We start from the raw sequence: 20,103 nt of genomic DNA on the forward strand, positions 1-20,103 counted from the left end.
AAGAAAACCACTATGGTCAATTTGTAGGAGCAAGTTCAGTCATTCTTCCTTCACAAATACCCCCGGGGGTTTTTGTGAAGGAGATACGACTGAACTTGCTACTTCATTTGGGAGTACATTAATATTTTTAATTACTTCACGACTGCCTTCTTTAAAGCTCATATTTCCAATGGTTACAGTTTCTATGTTCCCTCCCGCATCCAAGTAACGTTTCACGTCTGTTGGATTTTTGAATAGCAAGAAAATGCGTTGTTTGCCATATTTCCCAGCTTGAATATTTTTTGCTGCTTCTTCAACAGGGAGGATAGATAAACGGATGGTTGAATTTGCTGCCATTCTTAACGAACTTCTTTGTAAGTCATCGGATGCAGCCTCGTCATTAGCAACAATAATGCGTTGAGCATTAAGATTAGTCGTCCAAAAGCCAGCCACTTGTCCGTGAATCAATCGTTCATCAATACGTGTGTTTACTATGTTAGCTTTATTTGCATAGTCTTGGTAAATGGATAAATCACTATTTGTCTTTACTTTAGATTTAGAGGCGGTTTGGTTCATTGTTTCTTTGACATCTACTATAGAATTTTGGGCAAGCTTTGCTAACTCACTCGCATTTGCACCATTGGTGTAAGCTTCAAGGGTGAGAGGTAAATTCAGACCTGCCATAATTTCTACATCTTCTGCCTTGCTGTATAATTTCAAAGCTACATTGCAAGGTGTGCCCCCAAGCAAATCAGCGATGATCAATTTGTTACCCGATAATGTTTCTATTTTTGCTCTCAAATCATTTTCAAATTGGATATTATCACCTTCTGGTCGAAGTGAAACCACATAAACGTTTTCTGTTTGCCCAACAATCATTTCCAAACTCATTTTTACTCCCTGCGCCATGTCGCCATGACTGATCAAAACTATCTCTTTCACTCTCATTCCTCCTAATGAACTTATATACTTAACATGTTAACCTGTTAAGTATAGTATAAAGCAATCCTAATTAAGTTACAAGTATTTTATGAAATATATTAAAAAAACTTAATAAATTCTTATTATAAATTCCCATTAAATTTTAATTTAATCATTTTCCTCCTGCATTTGATAATTTTTATCCCCATAATGAAAATGTTTATGTTAATATATTTGTATATTAATCCGAAATTTAAATGAAGGAGGATGCTAATATGGCAATTCCAAAATATGAAATGATCAAACAAGACCTTCTACAAGAGATTAAAGATCATAAATTTATTCCAGGGGAAAAGTTTTACTCTGAAGCAGAGTTGAAAAATCGTTACTCAGTAAGTTCAATTACGGTTGTTAAAGCGTTGAATGAACTTACTCTTGAAGGATATCTTTTCCGTATTCAAGGAAAAGGAACATTTGTTTCTAAAGCTAAAGTAAGCACAAATGTTAAATTTTCGGATATAGAAAATCATTCTGTGGATTCTGAACATGTTGAAGTACTTTCTGTAATCGAAGAAAATGACCCTACTATTTTGAAAGAATTGAATTTAACAGCAAAGGATAGTTACGTGACCGTCACACGTGTTCGTTATGCGAATGATGTTCCTTTTTTAATTCACCATTCTCATTTACCGAGAAAACTCATTCAAACCAATTTGGAAAATTTAGAGGCGTTCTCAAGTGTGTCCGAACGTGTGCACTTAGATTCTGGCGTTAATTTGTTCAATCAGTCCTCTGTTGAAACGAATGACATCATATTCCCAGATGATCCTTCAATTCTAAACCAACTGCGCTTAAGTTTCAGAGAACCTGTTGTCGAACAAATTAAGACGACCTACTTGGATTCTAACGAAGTCGCAGAATACACCGTTTCTTATAAGCATTGGAAGTTTTATAAGATTAAAATTGAAGTAGAGCATAAAAAACAAAGGTTGGGACAATAATGGCTCAACCTTTGTTTTTATATAAAGAGTAGTCAGATAGATGGAATTTACATTTTTTACTTAATACAAATAGATATATATACTGGTTGATTTGTTAGTTCAATTGACTCAATCAATACGCCTTCTGTTTCAAAGACAACAATTTCGTTAACGCCTTCTTTTAAGAATTCTTTTGGACAGTATAGACTTCCAACTGGTCCGATATTCCAATAACGGCCTAAGTTTACACCGTCAACTGCCACAAACCCTTTACCAAATTTCGAACAGTCGATATAGGTGTCTGCAACAGTAGACACTTCAATTTCAAACTTATAAAAGGTGGGGTGCCCTGCTACAAATTTTTTTGAATAGTCCACTTTTTCCAATTGCTCTTTACTCATATCAAGCGCAAATTGTTTATAGCCAAGTTGATAATTCATGTTGTGCATAATGCCCTCACGAATCCCTTTTCGCTGAGTGTGCATCATCAGCTTGTAGCCATAATTCGCTCGTCCGGTGTTTTCGATTAACACCTTCACATCAAGTGTTTCTTTATTGGAGCAACCTTTTACCATGCCAAAGTCTGCTACTTCTTCTTGGTTGACTGTCGCATAAGGCACATTATCCAAGAAGACTTGAGCACGATCACTTGCTCCTATAAGCTTGAACTTATTTTCACGATGATAGTTTTTAATTTCAACCTCATATAAACTGTAACCTAAACCACTTCCCATTTCTTCCATAGTAAGTGGATAAACAGATTCTTGAACCTCTGCTATATCAGCTAGAGTCTCAAATAAAGAAACAGCTGCTTTTACTTGAGCTTTGCCATAGTGACCGAACGTCTTGCTACGTGGTTCAGCCTGCCAAACATCTGGACAAACTTCTTTGATGACTTTTTGAACAGCAAAATACTTCGGTGTTGGATTTCCTGCTTCATCTAACAAGGCATCGTAATCATAGCTCGTGATTTGTGGTAAATCTTTCACTCCACGCACAGAACACCCATTATAAAAGCCAAAATTGGTTCCACCATGAAACATGTAAAAGTTAATAGACCCTAATTCAAGCATTTCTTTAACGTCTTTAGCTAAGTCTTCTGCATCGCGACGGATAATTTCTTCACCCCAACGATTAAACCAACCGTCCCAAAACTCCATACACATAATCGGCCATTTTTTACCGTGCTGATCAAAAAAGTTTTGCAAGTGTCGAACATTTTCTTTTGAACGTGAGCCAAAATTACCAGTAACAAATACATCTTCATCAATCAAAGTGCCTGCGTCTAAGAATTCAGGGTCTGCTCCATCCGCTGTGAATAAAGGCACATCCACGCCTAACTCTTCCATTATGATTTTAGTTTGATATAGATAATTTTTTTCCATTCCATAAGACCCATACTCATTTTCAATTTGCATCATAATAATAGGTCCATCATTTGTCGCTTGATAAGGAACTAACTTAGGAATCAAATGACAAAGGTAGTTTCTCACTTTTTCCATAAATAAAGGACAAGTCGATCTTACACGCATACCTGGCGAATTTAACAACCAAGCTGGCAATCCTCCAAATTCCCATTCTGCACAAATATAAACAGATGGACGCAAGATAACCATTAACCCAAATTCAGCGGCTTTTTGGATAAAACCTTCTACATTTTTCATCCCAGAAAAATCAAATTCACCTTCAAAAGGTTCATGAATATTCCAAGGGATGTAAGTTTCAACCGCATTAGCACCTAAAGCTTTTAGATTGTAAAGACTGTCTTCCCATTGCTTTTCTGTTAAGCGGAAGTAATGGATCGCTCCGCTGATAAGTTTTGTTTTTTTGCCATTCACTAAAAAATCTTCTTTTATTTCAAATGTATTCATTCTAATTTTCCTTCTGTGTTTCACCTTTTTCGGAAAGCAAAACTCGTCTTTAAATTTTACAAGTTAACATATTAAGTTATACCCATTATAGCTGATTTATTAAATATATCAAGACTTTTATAAAAATTCTCAAAATTGAGTGTCTTCTCATTCCTAATCTGGGCATAATTCCCGCTAAAGTTGAAAATGATTTAATCAAGACCCGAAACAGATGTTCATCCAAATCAATTCAGAAAGTAAGCAAGTTCAGTCATTCTTCCTTCACAAATACCACCTGGGGTTTTTGTGAAGGAGATACGACTGAACTTGCTACTTTCCATTTATAATTTTTGCTATACGAATACCATAAGATAAAGTTTCGACTAAACTTTCAATTGCATCCTCAGAGAGTGGATCACCAGAGAGCATAAGTCCATCAGTGGTTAACAGATATTTTTTTAGATCATCAAATATTTTAACAACCTCTTTTTCATCTCTTACTGATAAAATGTAATTTTCTGCTTCTGCTCTAGCTTTTACATTTTCATTTAAAGCTATATATCCTGCTGCTTTCATAAGTTCATCATATGTAACTCCATTACGCGCACAAGCTACAATTTTTTGTAATGTACTTGGTGATGGTGCACAAAAATTCATCATATTAATAATTCTTGATAAAGTGCTGGAGCTTATTTTACATTCTCTTGCAAAATTATTTAATGAAATATCTCCTTGTGCTTGTTTTATTAAATCGCTAAGTAATTCAGCATTAAACAATTAAATCAGCCCCTTCAAATGATTGTTTATCTTAATGTAGTGTTATTACATATTTCCATATCGTCAACCTATATCTTTTAACTAGTGTATAAAACTAATCATTTCTTATGATTTTTCTTAATGTCATTATATCATCTCAGTAAAAATGAACATAGCATTTGGAATTTAATGGCTTAATCATTATTAAATTGAATAATATGAACTGATTAATTTGATGGTTAATAATAGTTTTGCCGTTGCTGTATCTGCCTATTTGCTGATTAGGTTAGAAAAACAAATTAATGGACTATCAAATTCAGCTAATATTTTGTATTTCCGTCATCACTATACCATAAATAAACCCTGTGCTAAAAATCTTTCTTTAGGAATACGTTACAACTAAATTTACTCAATATTTATTTATATTTTCTAAATGTCTGCAAGCAAGTTACTCCACTCCTTAAGCTCCATACACTTTAACAACAGAGCTTGTTAGCAAATATTTTTGTTTTCATTATATACTCCTTCTAATTCCAATATGTTTAATTTTCTCTATAACAATGCTTTCCTTTTCTGTGCTATACACTAGTTGACCATTTTTGCATTTTGTAAATTCCTTCATAGCTTCTCTGCCATCTTTTATTGCTTTTATCACTGCAACTTCATCAACATATTTAGTTTTGTCATCTTCATGGTATTCTACGATTTCAAATTTAATAAATTGATTTGGATACATTTCTCTAACTTCCTGCCATTTCATTTGAATCAGCTCCTTTATATTAAATACTAGAATCTTATTCTTTATTTACATTTCTATTTTATACTACAAATTCTTATCACTTTTTATTTTAATTATAACTTACTATATAACTTCTTAAAATAAAAATTTCAATTTGAGCAACTACAAATAATACGTTTACAACTCTATTTTTCATAAATCGAATCCCTGTCCGAAAACATCTTGCGGTGTCATACACTACTGTTGTGCACAATTATAGAATATTATATTTTAGTTGTTAACGTCTATTTATTTAATAATCTTCCCATTACAACTGTATTACAATAGTTTCCATCGTTATTAAACTACACTCAATTTTTCAATAGCCTATTTTTCATTTGGTAAGAAAAGCATATCTTTTCCTTCTTACATTTTCTTATATTGGAGAATATATTCTTTCATTCTTCACATAATAATTAATATTAGGACATTAATTTATATTCAATAAAACTATGAAGGGTGGTTATACTAATGAAAAAATTTGCTTATATATTTTTTATTTTTTTATTTCTATCATTTACTATAAATACAGTGACTACGGTAGCCACTCATAAATCCTTTTCCGAAGGATTTTATTACGCAAAGGATTTAAATATAATGGAAAATGTTAAGTATTGTGTTGAAAATATTTCTCCTAGTTATGATGGTTATATAATTATTTTCGACGATAAACAACGTACACAACAAGCTGTTCGTTTAGAACCTAATTCACAAGAACACATTCTTCTACCTATTAAATATAACTACAAAATTGTAATCGTTGGTCGAGGTGAGCTAGTTTTTTCTCCTTAAAACTTAAAAGTTCTTATACTAATAAAGTTCGAATACTTCGAGCAACTCTGCAGTATTCGAACACCTCACAATATTCTTTAATCTAATATCATAAAAAATATATACTTAAGTACAACATACAACAAGTTCAGTCATTCTTCCTTCACAAAACTCCCTGGGGTATTAATGAGCGAAGCGAATTTGTTAAATGACAAGTGTTTAAAAATCAGATTTAGATTTATCAAGTTTAAGTTGTTCTTCGCCCCATATAGACAATTCATTCAATGCAGGAAGTAGTGCTTTGCCTCTTTCTGTTAGAGAATATTCAACTTTAGGGGGAATCGTTTCATATTGGATTCTAACAATAAGATTATGTTCTTCTAATTCTTTTAATGACTTTGTAAGCATCATATTTGTTATGCCTTTAACTTTTCGTTTTAATTCATTATATCTAGTGAATTTATTTTCAAATAAATACCACATAATAGGTATCTTCCACTTTTTCCCGATGAGATCTAACGCGTATATAAGGGGGCATTGTGTCTCATATTTATCATCACTAGGAAATTCTACATTGGAATGCGTATCATTATCCATAATTACAACTCCTTTAAATTCAATAGTATACTTTTTCATACTAACACAGAAAAAACTGCGTACTTATGTATTTCTAACTTTATGATATATAATTATAACATAAGATCATAAATGCAAAATATAAAGAAATACAAGGAGTATTACTATGAAAGTTTATGCTATTAATGGAAGTCCAAGAAAAAATAAAAATACAGCTACATTGCTTCAAAAAGCTTTAGATGGAGTAAAAGAAGCTGCAAAAGATAAAGAAATCGAAACAGAAATCATTAATTTATATGATTTAAACTATACTGGCTGTAAAAGCTGCTTTGCCTGCAAAAGACTTGGAAGTAAAAGTTATGGAAAATGCGCTGTAAAAGACGATATTCAAGAAGTTTTAGAAAAGTTATCTCAAGCTGATGGGCTTATTTTTGGTTCTCCAATATATTTTGGTACTATAACAGGTCAATTACAATCATTTTTAGAAAGACTATTATTCCCTTATTTGGTGTATGATGAGACCTACTCTACAATTGCTCCAAAGAAGATGCCAACAGCATTCATTTATACAATGAATGCTCCAGAAGAGTTTATGGATAAAATCGGATATCTTTCAACATTTAATAAATTTGAATCTACTCTTGGCCGTATACTTACAAAACCATTAGTTATGTATTCAAATAACACTTACCAATTTGATGATTACTCAAAATATAAATCTACTGCCTTTTCTGAAGAAGCAAAAGCAGCACATAGAAAAATTCAATTTCCTTTAGATTGTCAAAAAGCATTTGAACTAGGTGCAAATTTAATAAACTAGTATATTAACTAAAGTTAATAACTCCATTGAAATATTCTGATTAATTTAATATTTCAATGGAGTTATATATTTAGATAAAGTAGGTATTGATATTATCTATAAGACGTAATATTTTACTATTACGTTTTTAAATAGTATGACGCAAAAAATATCACATTCAACAATGTGATATTTCAATTTATTATTCACTTTTATAATTTTATTTCCGATGTCTTTATTCAAATTTCAAATTTTAATTTATAGATTTAACTTAGTAATATTCAAAATCTTAGTATTTAATAACTACATTTAATGCGTGATCTACATCTCCAGCGGCTTCAATAGCACGTGAAAGTTGTTCCCAAGGGAATTCATGAGTTATGATAGATTCTATATCCCATTTGCCACTTTCCATAATAGCCATAACATCATTCACATCTTCTGGCTTATATCCACCACTACCAATCAATGCATGTTGAGCAAAAGTCATAGCTAGAATATCTACTAGTCTCTTGCCAGCCAGAACTGCAACAACCACCATTCTACATTCAAACTTACCAATCTCTTGATACAGTTCTAGGATAGAAGCTGCGCCAGCTGCGTCAATATATATGTCTACATCTGCTGTTGCTCCATTTAAGGAAGGAGCTTCACCAAAGTATTGTATTGCTTTAGATTTTAGATCTTCCCTGCTATTATTACAAACTTCCATACCAAGCCCCTTTGCTTTTTCTAATCTTAAATCAGAGAAGTCACATATCATAACCTTGTTACACCCAAAATATTTTAATGCAATCGCAGTGGCAATACCTATAGTTCCTGCTCCAAATACAATCGCATTTTCTCCCTGTTTCGGATTTGCTCTACGTGCTGCACGACAACCTACTGTAAATGGCTCAATTAAACTGGCTTCTTTTGAAGAAATTTTATTACTTACCGCATACACTTGTTTATTTAACTCAGCATTTGGAATTAACATATATTCTGAAAATCCGCCTATAGTACCAGCACGCTTAGGATCACCTTTAGCAAGAAGAGGATATGGATATACTCTATCGCCCACTTTGATATTTTTCACATTTTTACCTACTTGCACTACTTCTGAAACCATTTCGTGACCAAACTCGCCACCGACAGTAATTTTATGTCCAGTGCCTGGACCATGGAAATAAACAGCCACATCTGTACCACAAATACTTGAATATATATTCTTAACAATAATATCATTATCACCAGCTAATGGCATTTCCATCTCTATCAATCCAATATTTTTCTGACCATTATAAATAGCTGCTCTCATAATTAACATCTCCTTTACTTCAACACTTGTTTCGTTAATGTAAATATAGTATATTATGATTAACATTGAGAAACAACCATCATTATTACTACATATGTTGTAATAATAAATAGGAGAACGAAAATGAATATAAAAAATAATGAGAGATTTCAAAATACCGAATTAAAAATACAGCGAACTTTATTAGAATTGTTAGAAAATAAAGATTTCAATAAAATTACCGTTCAAGAAATATGTACCTCAGCTAAGATAAACCGTTCAACATTTTATTCACATTATTTAGATGTTTATGATTTAATAGACAAAACAGAACTAAATATGCATAATAAACTTATCACTCTATATGAAAATACAGGAATTTCAAAAGCAAGTTTTCTTAGTACTAAATATATTACTATATTTTTAAAATTTATATATCAGTATAAAAACTTTTATCGTGTACGTCTGCAAACTCGTAAAAGTTTTCCTATCGAACAAGGCTTTGAGACATTGTTAAACGAAATTATTAAACCATATTGTCAAAAGAAAGGCTTTAAATCTGAAAGTGAAATGATGTACTTCTTTGTCTATATTCAAGCGGGCTTCACAATGATGCTAAAGCGCTGGGTAGATAATGATTTCAATGAATCACCAGAAGAACTTTCTGAAATCATTTTAAAGTGTATTTCTTACGGATTTGACTTTTAATAATTTAGCGAATTTAAGATGAATAAACTTCACTTGCAAATTATTCGTCTTATTTAAGTTATATAAGAAAGTTGATTTATATAGGCTAATATGAAGTTAGCTCTTGATTATAACATTTTTGTAAATATCACATAATTGAATTTTCAAAGAACATTTTACTTCGTCAAATCTACATATTCTAAATTAGGCTCATTCCTTAAATATATGCAAACTAAAAACATTTACCAATTTTCCAATTGTACACGAAGCCAGTTTAACTTTGACTTTATTGCATCTATTTCTACTCTTAAATTATCTATTGCACTTATACAATTATGGTAAGCACTTTCTGCTATGTCTCTTTGTAATCTTAATTCTGCAACATCTTCATTTCCTTTTACAATTTCCATTATTAAAGTTGCTGGATGCTTTTCTGTTTTAAGTTTTAATATTTCCTCTGCTTGTTTTACCCTATAAGCCTTTTCTGCTTGTGCTTTCTTTAATCCTAATATCTTAAGCTCAGCATTTCCTTTATTTAATGCATGGATACAAGAATTTAAGCTTCCCATAACTCCTTGTGAATTCATAATTTCTCTTCCTTCCTCTCTACTCTTTAAAATTTTCTTTATAACGTTAATATAAAATTTTAGTTCGCTTGATCCTTTAGTTTTTCTATAACATTGCAAGTTCATATGACCAGCATTAAATTCTTGCTTCTCATTCACAACTTCCTCACCTCTTCATATTAATTGATATTCAAAATCCCCTAATGCCTTCATATAATTACTTTCACCTGAATCCAAAATCCCCCCATCCATATTTTCGCATATATAGATTAGTCGAACTTCTATAGATCCCCACTTCAAAATAGCACTACACTTTGCGTCTATATCCAAATCAGAAATAAGGGGCATGCTTTTGAGTAGTGTTACCTCAGAGGATTTAGCTGTAGACATTTCTTCAGTAGAAGTTGTTCCATTTGAAGTGAGAGTCCAAATCTTGTATTTGGTTTCTCGAACTTCCTCAGCGAACGTATGTGAGTCGAGTTTCCTTGTATTGGGAGCATGCATAAATGGTGCAACTTTTGCTGCTAGAAATTCACAGCTAAATCCTCAGTAACCGGAGCAAATGCATGCCCCTTATTTCGGCTGATATACACCAAATTTCAGTTTTCATCTAAGTCTATAGTTGTTTTCTGTACCTTCAATTTGAACTATGAAATTTTTAGACATTTCATATATTCTGCTTCCTATTGCTTCATCAAAGCTCAATAATTTTTCAACGGTAAACTCTGTTGAAACTATTATTGGTAAGTGATTTAAATATCTGTAATTTACGAGTTATCATGATAGGTAAGAATTTGATGTTATCTCCAACTTTTCCCCCACTTCACACCGGACGTGAAACTTTCGCTTCATACGGCGTTCCAACATTTTGTTATTTTATTAAATTAAATTACTGAATTTCCTACTTGCAATCTTAAAGAATTAAGCTTTCTAAATTGCTTCCTGTTCAATGATATTTTCCCTAAATATTTATTTATTGTGTCTTGTTTTGTTGAATGGATTAACTTATGGATTTCATATGAAACCCATATTAAATTATCATATTTGTCTACACCACCTAAGGCTTTAGACTGTTTATGATGGCATTCCATACTATATATTTCTAGTGGTAAACCTGTTACTCCACATCGTCCTAGTTGACCTACTATAAGTGAAATTCTATTATCAAAGTATTCAGCATTTTCACTAGAATCACAGGTTTTTAAGAGATGTTCAATTAAATGATTGTACCCCTTAAGCTTTGTGTGCACTAAAGTTCTTCCATTTTCAGTATAATTGCATATTCCTTGAATAAAATTCATCGGCGGGGATGTAGTACACCCATATATAGGATATATAGTTATACTTGCAATTGTTCTGACTTTGCCTTTGTATTTACCATATAATTCCATATACGTATCTGTATATTTAGGTTTATCTTTTATCATCGTTCTGCATCTAATATCTAGGCTCTTTAAAACTAAGAAATTAATCTTGCTCATATCCAAACTTATATTAGTAGCTGTTTTATAATAGTTATGAACTCCCAATATAATAGAATTAAGTTTATTTACGGTCGCACCATTTGGACACTTTTGAATTATTTTTATTTGTTCTTTAATTTTCCTAGTTACTTTAGCAATTGCTTTGTCACTCATGTGACTTTGACATACATATTTATTCTTCTTGGGCTTGGCCATAAGTTTAAATCCTAAAAATTCTGTATAATTTTTTCTTAAATTAGTTACTTTAGATTTTTCAGGACTTACATCTAAATCTAATCGTTCCTTTAGCCATAACCTTGTTGCATTATATATTTTCTGAGCAGTTTTATAATTCTTACATAAAATTTTAAAATCATCTGCGTATCTTACTAAAAATACTTCTTTTAGTTTAGATTTCTTGATAGCTCGATATTTATTTGTATCACTATATTGGTGTTTTGTTTCAAATGTTTCCCATTGATTACTTATCCACCAGTCGAGCTCATTTAGAACTATATTAGAAAATAAAGGACTAATTATACCACCTTGTGGAGTTCCTTTCGTTGGTATTCCTTCTCCCTGTATCTCCGACTTTAATATCTTACCAATTATGCTAATTAGATTTTTATCTTGTATTCCTAAATTCCATATTTGTTTCTTCAATTTACTATGATTAACATTATCAAAGAAGCCTTTAATATCAATGTCAACTGCATAATGAAAGTTGCTTTTATTCATTAAAAACATACATCTTGCTATAGCATGTTTCGTTGACCTGTTAGGTCTAAATCCATAACTATGCTTGTGAAATTTAGCTTCGCAAATCGGTTCTAATACTTGTTTAATACATTGCTGCATTAGCCTATCAGCTATACAAGGTATTCCAAGTGGTCTTGTTTTATAGTTATCTTTCGAAATGTATACTCTTCTTACACTTTTGGGAGTATAGGAATTAAATCTTCTTTGAATATACTTAACCATTTCAGAACTATTCATTTTCTCGAAGAATTCTATATTAAGATTATCAGTCCCTACGGTTCTTGAACCATGGTTTCTTTTAATGTTTCTATATGCCAGTAAGATATTCATTTCGGATATTATTATTTCCATAAGATTTATAAATCTGCAATTATTTTTACTTTCCTTATATAATGCGTCTAAAATATTTTGCATACTGTAATATTCATTATGCCTTATTGCTCTTTTCTTTAGTGTTTTGCTTTCCTTCAAGTCTATTACTTCCTTCTCTATTTAAATAGTCTCAGTTTCATATCTCTTAGTCTTACAAGAACCTTGAATTATTCAGTATTTAATTATCAAATAACAAATTGTCTAGTGGCTATTGCTAGAATATCATTACAATATTCATCTCGGCTTCATGCCACCACTTTCACTTGGATTAAATTAAGTTATAGCTAAGTAACTTTTCCTTAATACTATTTCACAGGCAGTAAAGCCTCCATATTCCAAGCTTCCCTTGTTCCGTTACTACTATCTTTACATATATCCTTAGGTCGCTGATATAAGCCTGTGTGCTTGATAATGCCTTTAACACTATATGGATTTTCATATGTTCGAATCTTACTAGTCCACACACACTTCACTTCTTAGGTGACATATTCATTTCTGAATACTCATCATTTAGACCCGTACATTCTCAGCTTTGTCAGTTTTTTAATAACATTCTAACCATAGATATTTTATAGACACCCGACCTATCATACACTCGACTACCTCTAGTTCGCTATTCCTCAACTTTACTTGTTAGGATGTACTCTCAGCCGACTTCACCGAGCTTATAACCCTTAATAATTTACTTTATTAAACGCTATTCGGAGTATTAGTGTAGACGTTTCAAGACGTTACTCTATCATTCCATCTATCGCAGTAACAGTTCTAACTTCCTAAATTTAATTAGCTAAATTAGGCTATTCTTTTCAAATAGCAACAAGTCACACCAAACATTATGTTGACATCAGTTTCATTAACTTTCCCTTTGTACAAATCATCAAGTAATAAAATTTCACAGGTTTGGTACTTGCTTAGTGTTTTTTTGTAATATTCTTCATCAATCATGTTTTGTTTAAGGCTTGTAACCACATCTCTATAAGACATATAAACAACTCTTATATCTTTCTTTAAAAAATTATTTGCAAGGGCTAAAGCAATATGAGTTTTGCCTGAACCTGGATTACCACAAAGTAAAATTGAATTTCTTCTCTCACCTCTTATATTGCTGAAACTTTTATAATAATCTATAGCTTTAAATTTCATTTCTTTAGATTTATTTGACCATTCCTCAAAATTACTAAATGCCTTATCTAAATTATCTGTATTTATCCCACTATTTCTCCATAATCTTTTTACCTTCTCATTTTCTAAACATTTACATGGTGTCATTAATGGTTGTGCATTAACTTGTTGTTTAATAATATATCCTGTATCTTTGCATAATTCACATTTAAAAAGGCTCATCTTTTGCAGTTGCATTGCCATATCCACTTGAATTTGTTGATTGCCCATAGTCAAACTTTCTTTCAGCAGCCTGTCCACCTGTATCGATTGATTTCCAATCTCTACTTGTATCTGCTGATTCCCCATCTCGACCTGCGTTTGTTGCTTGTCCATCTGACCCACTTGTTTTACTTCTCCCATCCACCCCATTTCCTTTACCATTTCCACATGTACCACTTGATTCACTTGCCCACTCTGCATTTGGCTCCCACTTTGGTATTTTGACATTGAATTTCTTTTGACCTTTTCCAGTATTCTCTCCAAAGCTTCCATTTGTGCCCTCCTTCCATGAGAATATCTCCTTATTATCTTCCCTTAATGGAAATATTCCTTGCCAACAATTTTCTATGCTATTTTCTAAAATCTTAATTTGTGTTTTTTCCTCATAAGATAGATTTTTCAATTTATTAAGCATTAATTGCACTGCTCTATCTGTCATTGGTTTTTTAATTTCAGCTCTCATTTTTATAAAGTCTATTATGGTTTCCACTAACAATTTATTTTGAGTAAATTCATTTATATATATAAACTTCTTTTCATTCTCAAAATTCTTATCATTCTTATTAGTGGTTAGAGATTGGTTACGTATTGGTGACACATTGGTTACTTTAGGGTTGTCAGATTGGTTAACTATAGCTTTTCCACCTTGATAAAGTCCCCAATTCACTATACTTACAAGTATTCCTGTCTTGGTTGATTCATAGGTTAAAAAATCATATTTTTTGAATTTCGTTAACGCAGTTCTTACGTTTTGCCTAGAAATTCCTATTCCAGATTTGCTCATTATTGAATTAGCACTTGCAACAAATTGACCTGCTTCTGCTTTAAATTGTTTGCCATTCCACTCCCACTCTTTTCCTTCATGATTTGCCATGCCTAGAAAAGTAATTAGGATAACTTTCTGCTCAGGTGTTGAATTTAACCAAATAGCTTTTTTAAATAAACATCTATAAATCTTAAACCACCCTTCATTCATCTCACTCAACTCCTACTTTTAAATTAACAATTAATAATTTTCCTATTAACTGTTAACTGAATCAACTTCCCGCCCTTTCTCACACATCCAAAAATAATCATACTTATAAGCACTACATTTCAAGCCCTCTAATTCTTCATTATCTTCTTCATAATCAAAGCTTTTAAGTTCTATAACATCTGCTTTGCACATTTTCTCCTTATAAAATCTACAAGTTTTCCAACTACATTTAACTAACAACTTAAATTCCTCCTTTTATGTGGCATTCTTTTTAATCAAATCTGAAAACTTAAATATATCTATTTATTTCATTTATTAAAATAGTTGGTGCTTTATATTCCTCAATTATTTTTCTAGCAGTTTCTAATTGACATCGCTTTATAGATTGATAGCGTTCAACACCAAATTCTCTTTTAAGTTGATGTTGAATATCCGCATAAACTTTGCCTCTTAAGGAATTGTCATTATAAGCTGAACTTCTATACCCACAAAGCACTTTTATTCCTACCTTTTTAACTAAAGATTGAAGCTCCTTGCATTCAATATTAAAAAGCGGCATATTCTCCTTTAAATCATCAACTTTCTTTGCTACACCTTCTATTTTCTTATCTTGCTCTTCTAAAATATCTAATTGAATTTTTAATTGTTCTCTTGGAGATAATAATTTAGCTTGCTCACTAACTAATTTTTCACATTCAATAAAGTAATTTCTATACTCATATGATTTTTCTGTTCTAGCCATCATTGTTATATGTTTTGCAAATTCCAAACTTATGGCAAAATCTATGGTTGGCCTGCCACCTTTTAGGTTTTCCTCACTATGAGGAATACCTTCCTCAGTGTCTAAAACCCCTATCCAATCAATATCCTTCTTAAAAAACTCACTCTTTTCTATATTAGTTGGATACCACCTTGCCCAATTTTTTTCACGAAGACCTAATCCTAAATATAATTCCTTTGCACTGACTAACCCTTGGTCTGTTATTTTTATTAGTGTATTCGTAAGCTTGTCCTCCTTTACCCTTTTATCTTTAAATCTTTAAATATTTCATCTGTAGAACATTTATAAGTATCAGCAAGTCTTTTTATTAACGCAGGTGAAGGATTTGTCCAACCTTGCTCTAATTTATAAAATGTACTTTTACTTATCTTCAGTGCTTCTATAACCTCTTCACTTTGAAAACCTGCATTTAATCGTCTTAGCTTTATTGGTGTTAATTTCATTTTTTCAATCCCCTTCAAATTAAAATTTTTTTAAAGACTTGTTATTTTTTTGATTGTGATTAAAGACTTGTTTCTATTAAATAATTATTTTTTCTCTGAGTAACTGTTTTATATTAATCAATTGATTTTTTCTCTTAATTATCTGCTTGTATTAATTAATTCCTACATTAGTGATTGCATTTCTTAACTCGTTGATTTTCTTACACTTAATTACCAGCTTGTCTCACTTTCTAACTTTTCTCTTAATTACCTGTCTGTCCTGTTTTACTAACTTTTTTCTTAATTACCTGCTCACTATTTTACTAACTTTCCTCTTAATTACCTGTTGGTCCTATTTCACTAACTTTCCTTCTAATTACTTGTTTATCTTAATCAATTGATTTTTTCTCTTACTGATTAGTTTGTCTTAACATAACTATATTTTATCAACAATACCGATAAAAGCAAACATGTGTTCTGTATCAAATAGTGATAATTTTAGTAATTATATACCTTAATATTCCATTTACTCCTATTTTCTCAAAATCTCCATTGATTTTATCGGTAACTATGATAAAATTATCATTAAGAGGTGACCGTTATGTTAGGTGATAAAGTAAAAATGCTCAGAAATGAAGTAAAAATCACACAACAGAAATTAGCTGAAGCTATTGGAGTAAGCCAATCTACCATAGGAATGATAGAAGGAAATAATCAAGGTGCTAGTAATGACACTTTAATAAAACTTGCCAATGCTCTAAACACTACTGTTGATTTTTTATTATCCGATGATATAAAAGAAATAGACATTAATAATAAAATCAATGTCACTGAAATAGAAGCTGATAATATAAGAAGAATCGAAAGAGCTAGAAAGAAAATGGATCCTAAAAACAAAGAAAAAATGATGGAAATTTTGAGATCTGCCTTTGATGAATACTTTGATGATTAGATATGAATACATAAAATGCATAAAGAATTCATTTTGAAATAAGGCAAACGAAAGAAAAAGCAAGTTAGCTAGGAGTGTAAAAATCATGAAACAACAATATATAGATCAATTCGAAGACATATTCAAATCAGAATCATTGCGTGGAGAACGAATTCATTGGAAATTAAACTGGTTCTTATACACTATAATTTTAATTATGAGCTCCTTTATATACTTCATCCAAGGTAATGAAACAGGTAAATATGGAATAATCCTTTCTTTGGTGAATCTATTTTATAATTTATTTATCACTTTCTTCATTTTCAAAAAAAAATCTGCCGGATTGGTAAGTTACTTCACAATGTTTCTAAATGTGTTATCGCTAACAATTTATAATTATATAGATGCTACCAATAATTCAGCCCTAATACTTGCTACAACTGCTTCCACTTTGCTGTATCCAATCTGTATTTTCCTTGGGTCGCTAAGAATGGACAAGTATTTGATTATTTGGACTTCCATATTATCTATTATTTCCATGGATGGTCTCTACTTATGGTTTTACAACTCTTTTGATCCTTATATTGTAAATCAAATGATATCAACTGATATTCTCAGCCAAACTTATAGAACCATTTATTTAATCATTAGCGGTCTATTTATATATTCCGTTCCAATAAGCATGTGCAGAATTCTTAGAGCCCAAGAGCGATTTGCTAGAGAAAGTTTTGAGAACAAAAAAAATGCACAGCATGATTGCTTGACAGGTGTTTATAATCGTTTGTATTTTGAGCAACATTTATCTAATTGTATTCAGATAGAAAAAAAATCCAGCCATAAGTTTGCCTTGTTATTCATTGATCTTAATGGATTTAAACAATTAAACGACACCTATGGGCATGATTTCGGGGATTTTGTCCTTAAGTCTGTTGCAGAAGATGTGTCCGCAACCGTACGTGAAAATGATTTGGTTGCTAGAATCGATGGCGATGAATTTGTCATTATCATGTCAGAAATATCAGAAGTCCATGAAGTCCAAAATTTCAGTTGTAGAGTCCTTTCTGCCATAACACGTAAAAGGACATATGGGAATATAGAACTTTCACTTGGAGCCAGTATAGGTATTTCTTTATATCCACATGACACAGAAAATATGAAACAACTGATAAAATACGCTGATGAAGCTATGTATAAAGTCAAAAAATCAGGAAAAGAAGGTATTATGTTTTACAACTCTATTAACAATCAGTGTAGTATTTAGAATTCAAGGTAAGGGCTACTTTACTAGCTATAATAAAAACCTTATGAAAAGTGTTACCTAAACACAAAAGAGAATTATGATTACCCTTTATATGTGTAATCACAATGCTCTTTTGCAACAATCTGTTATTTATATAATACATCTTCATATTCTTTATTTTTCTCAAATTCAGCTTTAGCAAATGTGCAAAGTGGTATTATCTTTTTATTTTCTTCTCTGGCAAAATCAACAACTCGTTTTACCAACTTATTCCCTACACCCTGTCCTTTTAACTTTTCTGACACATTAGTGTGATCAATTCTTATTTTATTTTCACCCATATTTACAAATGTTATCTCTGCATCTGGATTTGCCTCTGAATCTCCTACATAAAATTTTTTATCCCCTTTTTTTATTTCAATCATAACAAAGTCTCCTTTTTATATAAATTTTCTGTCTTCTCTATCCTCAACTTTAACATTTTTAATTTATTCAAAAATACTTTAAAATATGTTTAATGTTCATAAATCGAAGAATTTTATAAGAGTTTAGCTAAGAGGATATGATAAATTAGTGGAAAAAGATGAATTTAAAGAATATTGTAGTGATAAGATTATTGTTAGTTTTACCTCTAAAATTTATACATGCAGCTTAATCTGTAAGGATATTACCAATAGTTTTTAACACAAATAAGCGTCCGTGAATCAATCCTGAAAAAGCAAATCCAGAAGAAATCACAAACGTTATTTACTATTGTACAAGTGGAGCTTTGCAATACACATGAATAAACACCTTTAAAAATATTTACAACAATAAACACTCTATTTCCTCTTGTGTAATATCCATGCTAATTTTTCTGTCTAAACCACGCCTGTCATCTTCTACCTTTTCTATTATTAATTTATTACCATCTAAATTAATAATAACGTCTCTATCCCTTTCAGTTATTCCCATCTCTTGTAATAACTTTACTGGAATAGTTAATCTGCCATTTATAGCTCTATCATCACTTTTGTTAATTGTGATCTTACGTTTCATATATCCTCCTTGTTATAACGGACTTATTACAACTATTTTATCTTATATAATTATTATGTTCGCTATTTTTCTTTGTATAATTATTTTATTCGCTATTTTTCCCTATATAGGTATTATCGAACAAATATCTTTTATATTTAGTATATATATTTTTTTATTGAACTTAATATGTGGTAGAAATTCTATAGCTAATTTTTATTCTTTCTTTTCTTTTTATCTGATGCTATTATTTTATATAAGTATATGTTTAGCAACAAATTAAAAATATGGAATAACATATTTGTTGTATAGAGGAGTATTTTTTGAAATTGAAAGAATAAATAATTATTGGAGGATTAAAGTATGATTAATATTTCAACTGACGAATATATTATGTTTTCATTTAAATCTCATAAACACATTAAACCATCTAATGTAATAGTAAACATCATTGCAAATATAATTTCAGAGGGAATTGCAGGTAGAGTAATAAATGACTTTGAATTAATTCTCACTAATGAAAATCTGTATATAGAAGCTCTAGGCTATTGGACTTGGGGTGGACTGACTGAAACTTTATATACAGAAAAATTTAGTAGAGAAGATATCAAGTCATTTGAAGTAACAAATGAAGGTTCTGAGGAATTAATTACAATAACTACAGCTAATGACAAAAAAACAACGTATGTTAGAGATAATGAAAAGAAAGATAACTTAGGTTTAATAATGGCTGAGTTATTGTCAAAGCCTCAAGAAAATTAGCATAAATTATATGAAAGAAATAATTAAATAATATAAGGCTGTAGTAAAATTTGCG

At 31.0% G+C, this 20,103-nt stretch carries 23 protein-coding genes and 4 pseudogenes; 9 read left to right on the forward strand and 18 right to left on the reverse strand.

Annotation, left to right across the window (positions count from 1 at the left end; all coding sequences use genetic code 11):
• Window positions 1-39: 39 nt before the first annotated feature.
• On the reverse strand, window positions 40-921 hold the full coding sequence (locus DIC82_18960; protein ID AWK52948.1) for a PTS mannose/fructose/sorbose transporter subunit EIIAB: 882 nt from the start codon (window positions 919-921) through the stop codon (window positions 40-42).
• Window positions 922-1,175: 254 nt separating this feature from the next.
• On the opposite strand from DIC82_18960, the gene DIC82_18965 reads away from it, so the two are divergent.
• Complete coding sequence (locus DIC82_18965; protein AWK52949.1) at window positions 1,176-1,901, forward strand: GntR family transcriptional regulator; 726 nt, start codon at window positions 1,176-1,178, stop codon at window positions 1,899-1,901.
• A gap of 56 nt (window positions 1,902-1,957) precedes the next feature.
• On the opposite strand, the gene DIC82_18970 is transcribed toward DIC82_18965, so the two are convergent.
• Together DIC82_18970 and DIC82_18975 are read right to left on the reverse strand one after the other, a co-directional pair.
• On the reverse strand, window positions 1,958-3,751 hold the full coding sequence (locus tag DIC82_18970) for a beta-galactosidase (GenBank protein AWK52950.1): 1,794 nt from the start codon (window positions 3,749-3,751) through the stop codon (window positions 1,958-1,960).
• 309 nt (window positions 3,752-4,060) lie between these two features.
• Entirely contained in the window at window positions 4,061-4,507 is a 447-nt protein-coding gene (locus DIC82_18975) for a hypothetical protein (GenBank protein ID AWK52951.1), read from the reverse strand.
• Between the two features lie 187 nt (window positions 4,508-4,694).
• Here DIC82_18975 and DIC82_18980 point away from each other — a divergent pair.
• Window positions 4,695-4,889, forward strand: a pseudogene (locus DIC82_18980) (hypothetical protein).
• Window positions 4,890-5,000: 111 nt separating this feature from the next.
• Here the strand turns inward: DIC82_18980 and DIC82_18985 are convergent.
• Entirely contained in the window at window positions 5,001-5,246 is a 246-nt protein-coding gene (locus DIC82_18985) for a hypothetical protein (GenBank protein ID AWK52952.1), read from the reverse strand.
• Between the two features lie 489 nt (window positions 5,247-5,735).
• Between DIC82_18985 and DIC82_18990 the strand changes: the two genes are divergently transcribed.
• Entirely contained in the window at window positions 5,736-6,056 is a 321-nt protein-coding gene (locus DIC82_18990) for a hypothetical protein (GenBank protein AWK52953.1), read from the forward strand.
• 198 nt (window positions 6,057-6,254) lie between these two features.
• On the opposite strand, the gene DIC82_18995 is transcribed toward DIC82_18990, so the two are convergent.
• Window positions 6,255-6,632 (reverse strand): transcriptional regulator, encoded by a 378-nt coding sequence (locus tag DIC82_18995; GenBank protein AWK52954.1) that lies wholly within the window; start codon window positions 6,630-6,632, stop codon window positions 6,255-6,257.
• A 145-nt stretch (window positions 6,633-6,777) separates the two neighbouring features.
• Here DIC82_18995 and DIC82_19000 point away from each other — a divergent pair, with 145 nt between their 5' ends.
• Window positions 6,778-7,431, forward strand: coding sequence for a flavodoxin (locus tag DIC82_19000; GenBank protein ID AWK52955.1), 654 nt, complete (start codon window positions 6,778-6,780; stop codon window positions 7,429-7,431).
• A gap of 268 nt (window positions 7,432-7,699) precedes the next feature.
• On the opposite strand, the gene DIC82_19005 is transcribed toward DIC82_19000, so the two are convergent.
• The gene (locus tag DIC82_19005; protein AWK52956.1) at window positions 7,700-8,710 is read right to left on the reverse strand and encodes a theronine dehydrogenase; all 1,011 of its coding nucleotides are present in this window, start codon (window positions 8,708-8,710) and stop codon (window positions 7,700-7,702) included.
• A gap of 123 nt (window positions 8,711-8,833) precedes the next feature.
• Between DIC82_19005 and DIC82_19010 the strand changes: the two genes are divergently transcribed.
• Window positions 8,834-9,397, forward strand: a complete 564-nt coding sequence (locus tag DIC82_19010) for a hypothetical protein (protein AWK52957.1) — start codon at window positions 8,834-8,836, stop codon at window positions 9,395-9,397.
• A 221-nt stretch (window positions 9,398-9,618) separates the two neighbouring features.
• Here DIC82_19010 and DIC82_19015 read toward each other — a convergent pair whose 3' ends face one another.
• The 10 genes and pseudogenes from DIC82_19015 to DIC82_19060 form a co-directional block, all read right to left on the reverse strand.
• Window positions 9,619-9,963: a hypothetical protein gene (locus DIC82_19015; GenBank protein ID AWK53137.1), complete on the reverse strand. Its 345-nt coding sequence runs from the start codon at window positions 9,961-9,963 to the stop codon at window positions 9,619-9,621.
• Window positions 9,964-10,116: 153 nt separating this feature from the next.
• On the reverse strand, window positions 10,117-10,446 hold the full coding sequence (locus tag DIC82_19020) for a hypothetical protein (protein ID AWK52958.1): 330 nt from the start codon (window positions 10,444-10,446) through the stop codon (window positions 10,117-10,119).
• Between the two features lie 102 nt (window positions 10,447-10,548).
• A pseudogene (locus tag DIC82_19025) lies at window positions 10,549-10,716 on the reverse strand (AAA family ATPase).
• A 6-nt stretch (window positions 10,717-10,722) separates the two neighbouring features.
• A pseudogene (locus DIC82_19030) lies at window positions 10,723-10,809 on the reverse strand (peptidase P60).
• Between the two features lie 17 nt (window positions 10,810-10,826).
• Window positions 10,827-12,578, reverse strand: coding sequence for a group II intron reverse transcriptase/maturase (ltrA, locus tag DIC82_19035; GenBank protein AWK53138.1), 1,752 nt, complete (start codon window positions 12,576-12,578; stop codon window positions 10,827-10,829).
• Between the two features lie 750 nt (window positions 12,579-13,328).
• A complete protein-coding gene (locus DIC82_19040; GenBank protein AWK53139.1) occupies window positions 13,329-13,880 on the reverse strand; it encodes an AAA family ATPase in 552 nt (183 codons plus the stop codon).
• A gap of 241 nt (window positions 13,881-14,121) precedes the next feature.
• A pseudogene (locus DIC82_19045) lies at window positions 14,122-14,895 on the reverse strand (hypothetical protein).
• Window positions 14,896-14,940: 45 nt separating this feature from the next.
• Window positions 14,941-15,135 (reverse strand): DUF1540 domain-containing protein, encoded by a 195-nt coding sequence (locus DIC82_19050; protein AWK52959.1) that lies wholly within the window; start codon window positions 15,133-15,135, stop codon window positions 14,941-14,943.
• A gap of 49 nt (window positions 15,136-15,184) precedes the next feature.
• On the reverse strand, window positions 15,185-15,886 hold the full coding sequence (locus DIC82_19055; protein AWK52960.1) for a hypothetical protein: 702 nt from the start codon (window positions 15,884-15,886) through the stop codon (window positions 15,185-15,187).
• A gap of 26 nt (window positions 15,887-15,912) precedes the next feature.
• Window positions 15,913-16,119, reverse strand: coding sequence for an XRE family transcriptional regulator (locus DIC82_19060; protein ID AWK52961.1), 207 nt, complete (start codon window positions 16,117-16,119; stop codon window positions 15,913-15,915).
• A 580-nt stretch (window positions 16,120-16,699) separates the two neighbouring features.
• Between DIC82_19060 and DIC82_19065 the strand changes: the two genes are divergently transcribed.
• The gene (locus tag DIC82_19065; protein ID AWK52962.1) at window positions 16,700-17,050 is read left to right on the forward strand and encodes an XRE family transcriptional regulator; all 351 of its coding nucleotides are present in this window, start codon (window positions 16,700-16,702) and stop codon (window positions 17,048-17,050) included.
• 85 nt (window positions 17,051-17,135) lie between these two features.
• Window positions 17,136-18,290, forward strand: a complete 1,155-nt coding sequence (locus DIC82_19070; GenBank protein AWK52963.1) for a hypothetical protein — start codon at window positions 17,136-17,138, stop codon at window positions 18,288-18,290.
• A 125-nt stretch (window positions 18,291-18,415) separates the two neighbouring features.
• On the opposite strand, the gene DIC82_19075 is transcribed toward DIC82_19070, so the two are convergent.
• Window positions 18,416-18,694, reverse strand: a complete 279-nt coding sequence (locus DIC82_19075; GenBank protein ID AWK52964.1) for a GNAT family N-acetyltransferase — start codon at window positions 18,692-18,694, stop codon at window positions 18,416-18,418.
• A gap of 278 nt (window positions 18,695-18,972) precedes the next feature.
• On the opposite strand from DIC82_19075, the gene DIC82_19080 reads away from it, so the two are divergent.
• On the forward strand, window positions 18,973-19,053 hold the full coding sequence (locus tag DIC82_19080; protein ID AWK53140.1) for a hypothetical protein: 81 nt from the start codon (window positions 18,973-18,975) through the stop codon (window positions 19,051-19,053).
• 20 nt (window positions 19,054-19,073) lie between these two features.
• Here DIC82_19080 and DIC82_19085 read toward each other — a convergent pair whose 3' ends face one another.
• Window positions 19,074-19,307: a PemI gene (locus DIC82_19085; GenBank protein AWK52965.1), complete on the reverse strand. Its 234-nt coding sequence runs from the start codon at window positions 19,305-19,307 to the stop codon at window positions 19,074-19,076.
• A 342-nt stretch (window positions 19,308-19,649) separates the two neighbouring features.
• Here DIC82_19085 and DIC82_19090 point away from each other — a divergent pair, with 342 nt between their 5' ends.
• Entirely contained in the window at window positions 19,650-20,048 is a 399-nt protein-coding gene (locus tag DIC82_19090; protein AWK52966.1) for a hypothetical protein, read from the forward strand.
• Window positions 20,049-20,103 lie beyond the last annotated feature (55 nt).

Source organism: Clostridium beijerinckii, assembly GCA_003129525.1.
Lineage (GTDB): Bacteria > Bacillota > Clostridia > Clostridiales > Clostridiaceae > Clostridium > Clostridium beijerinckii_D.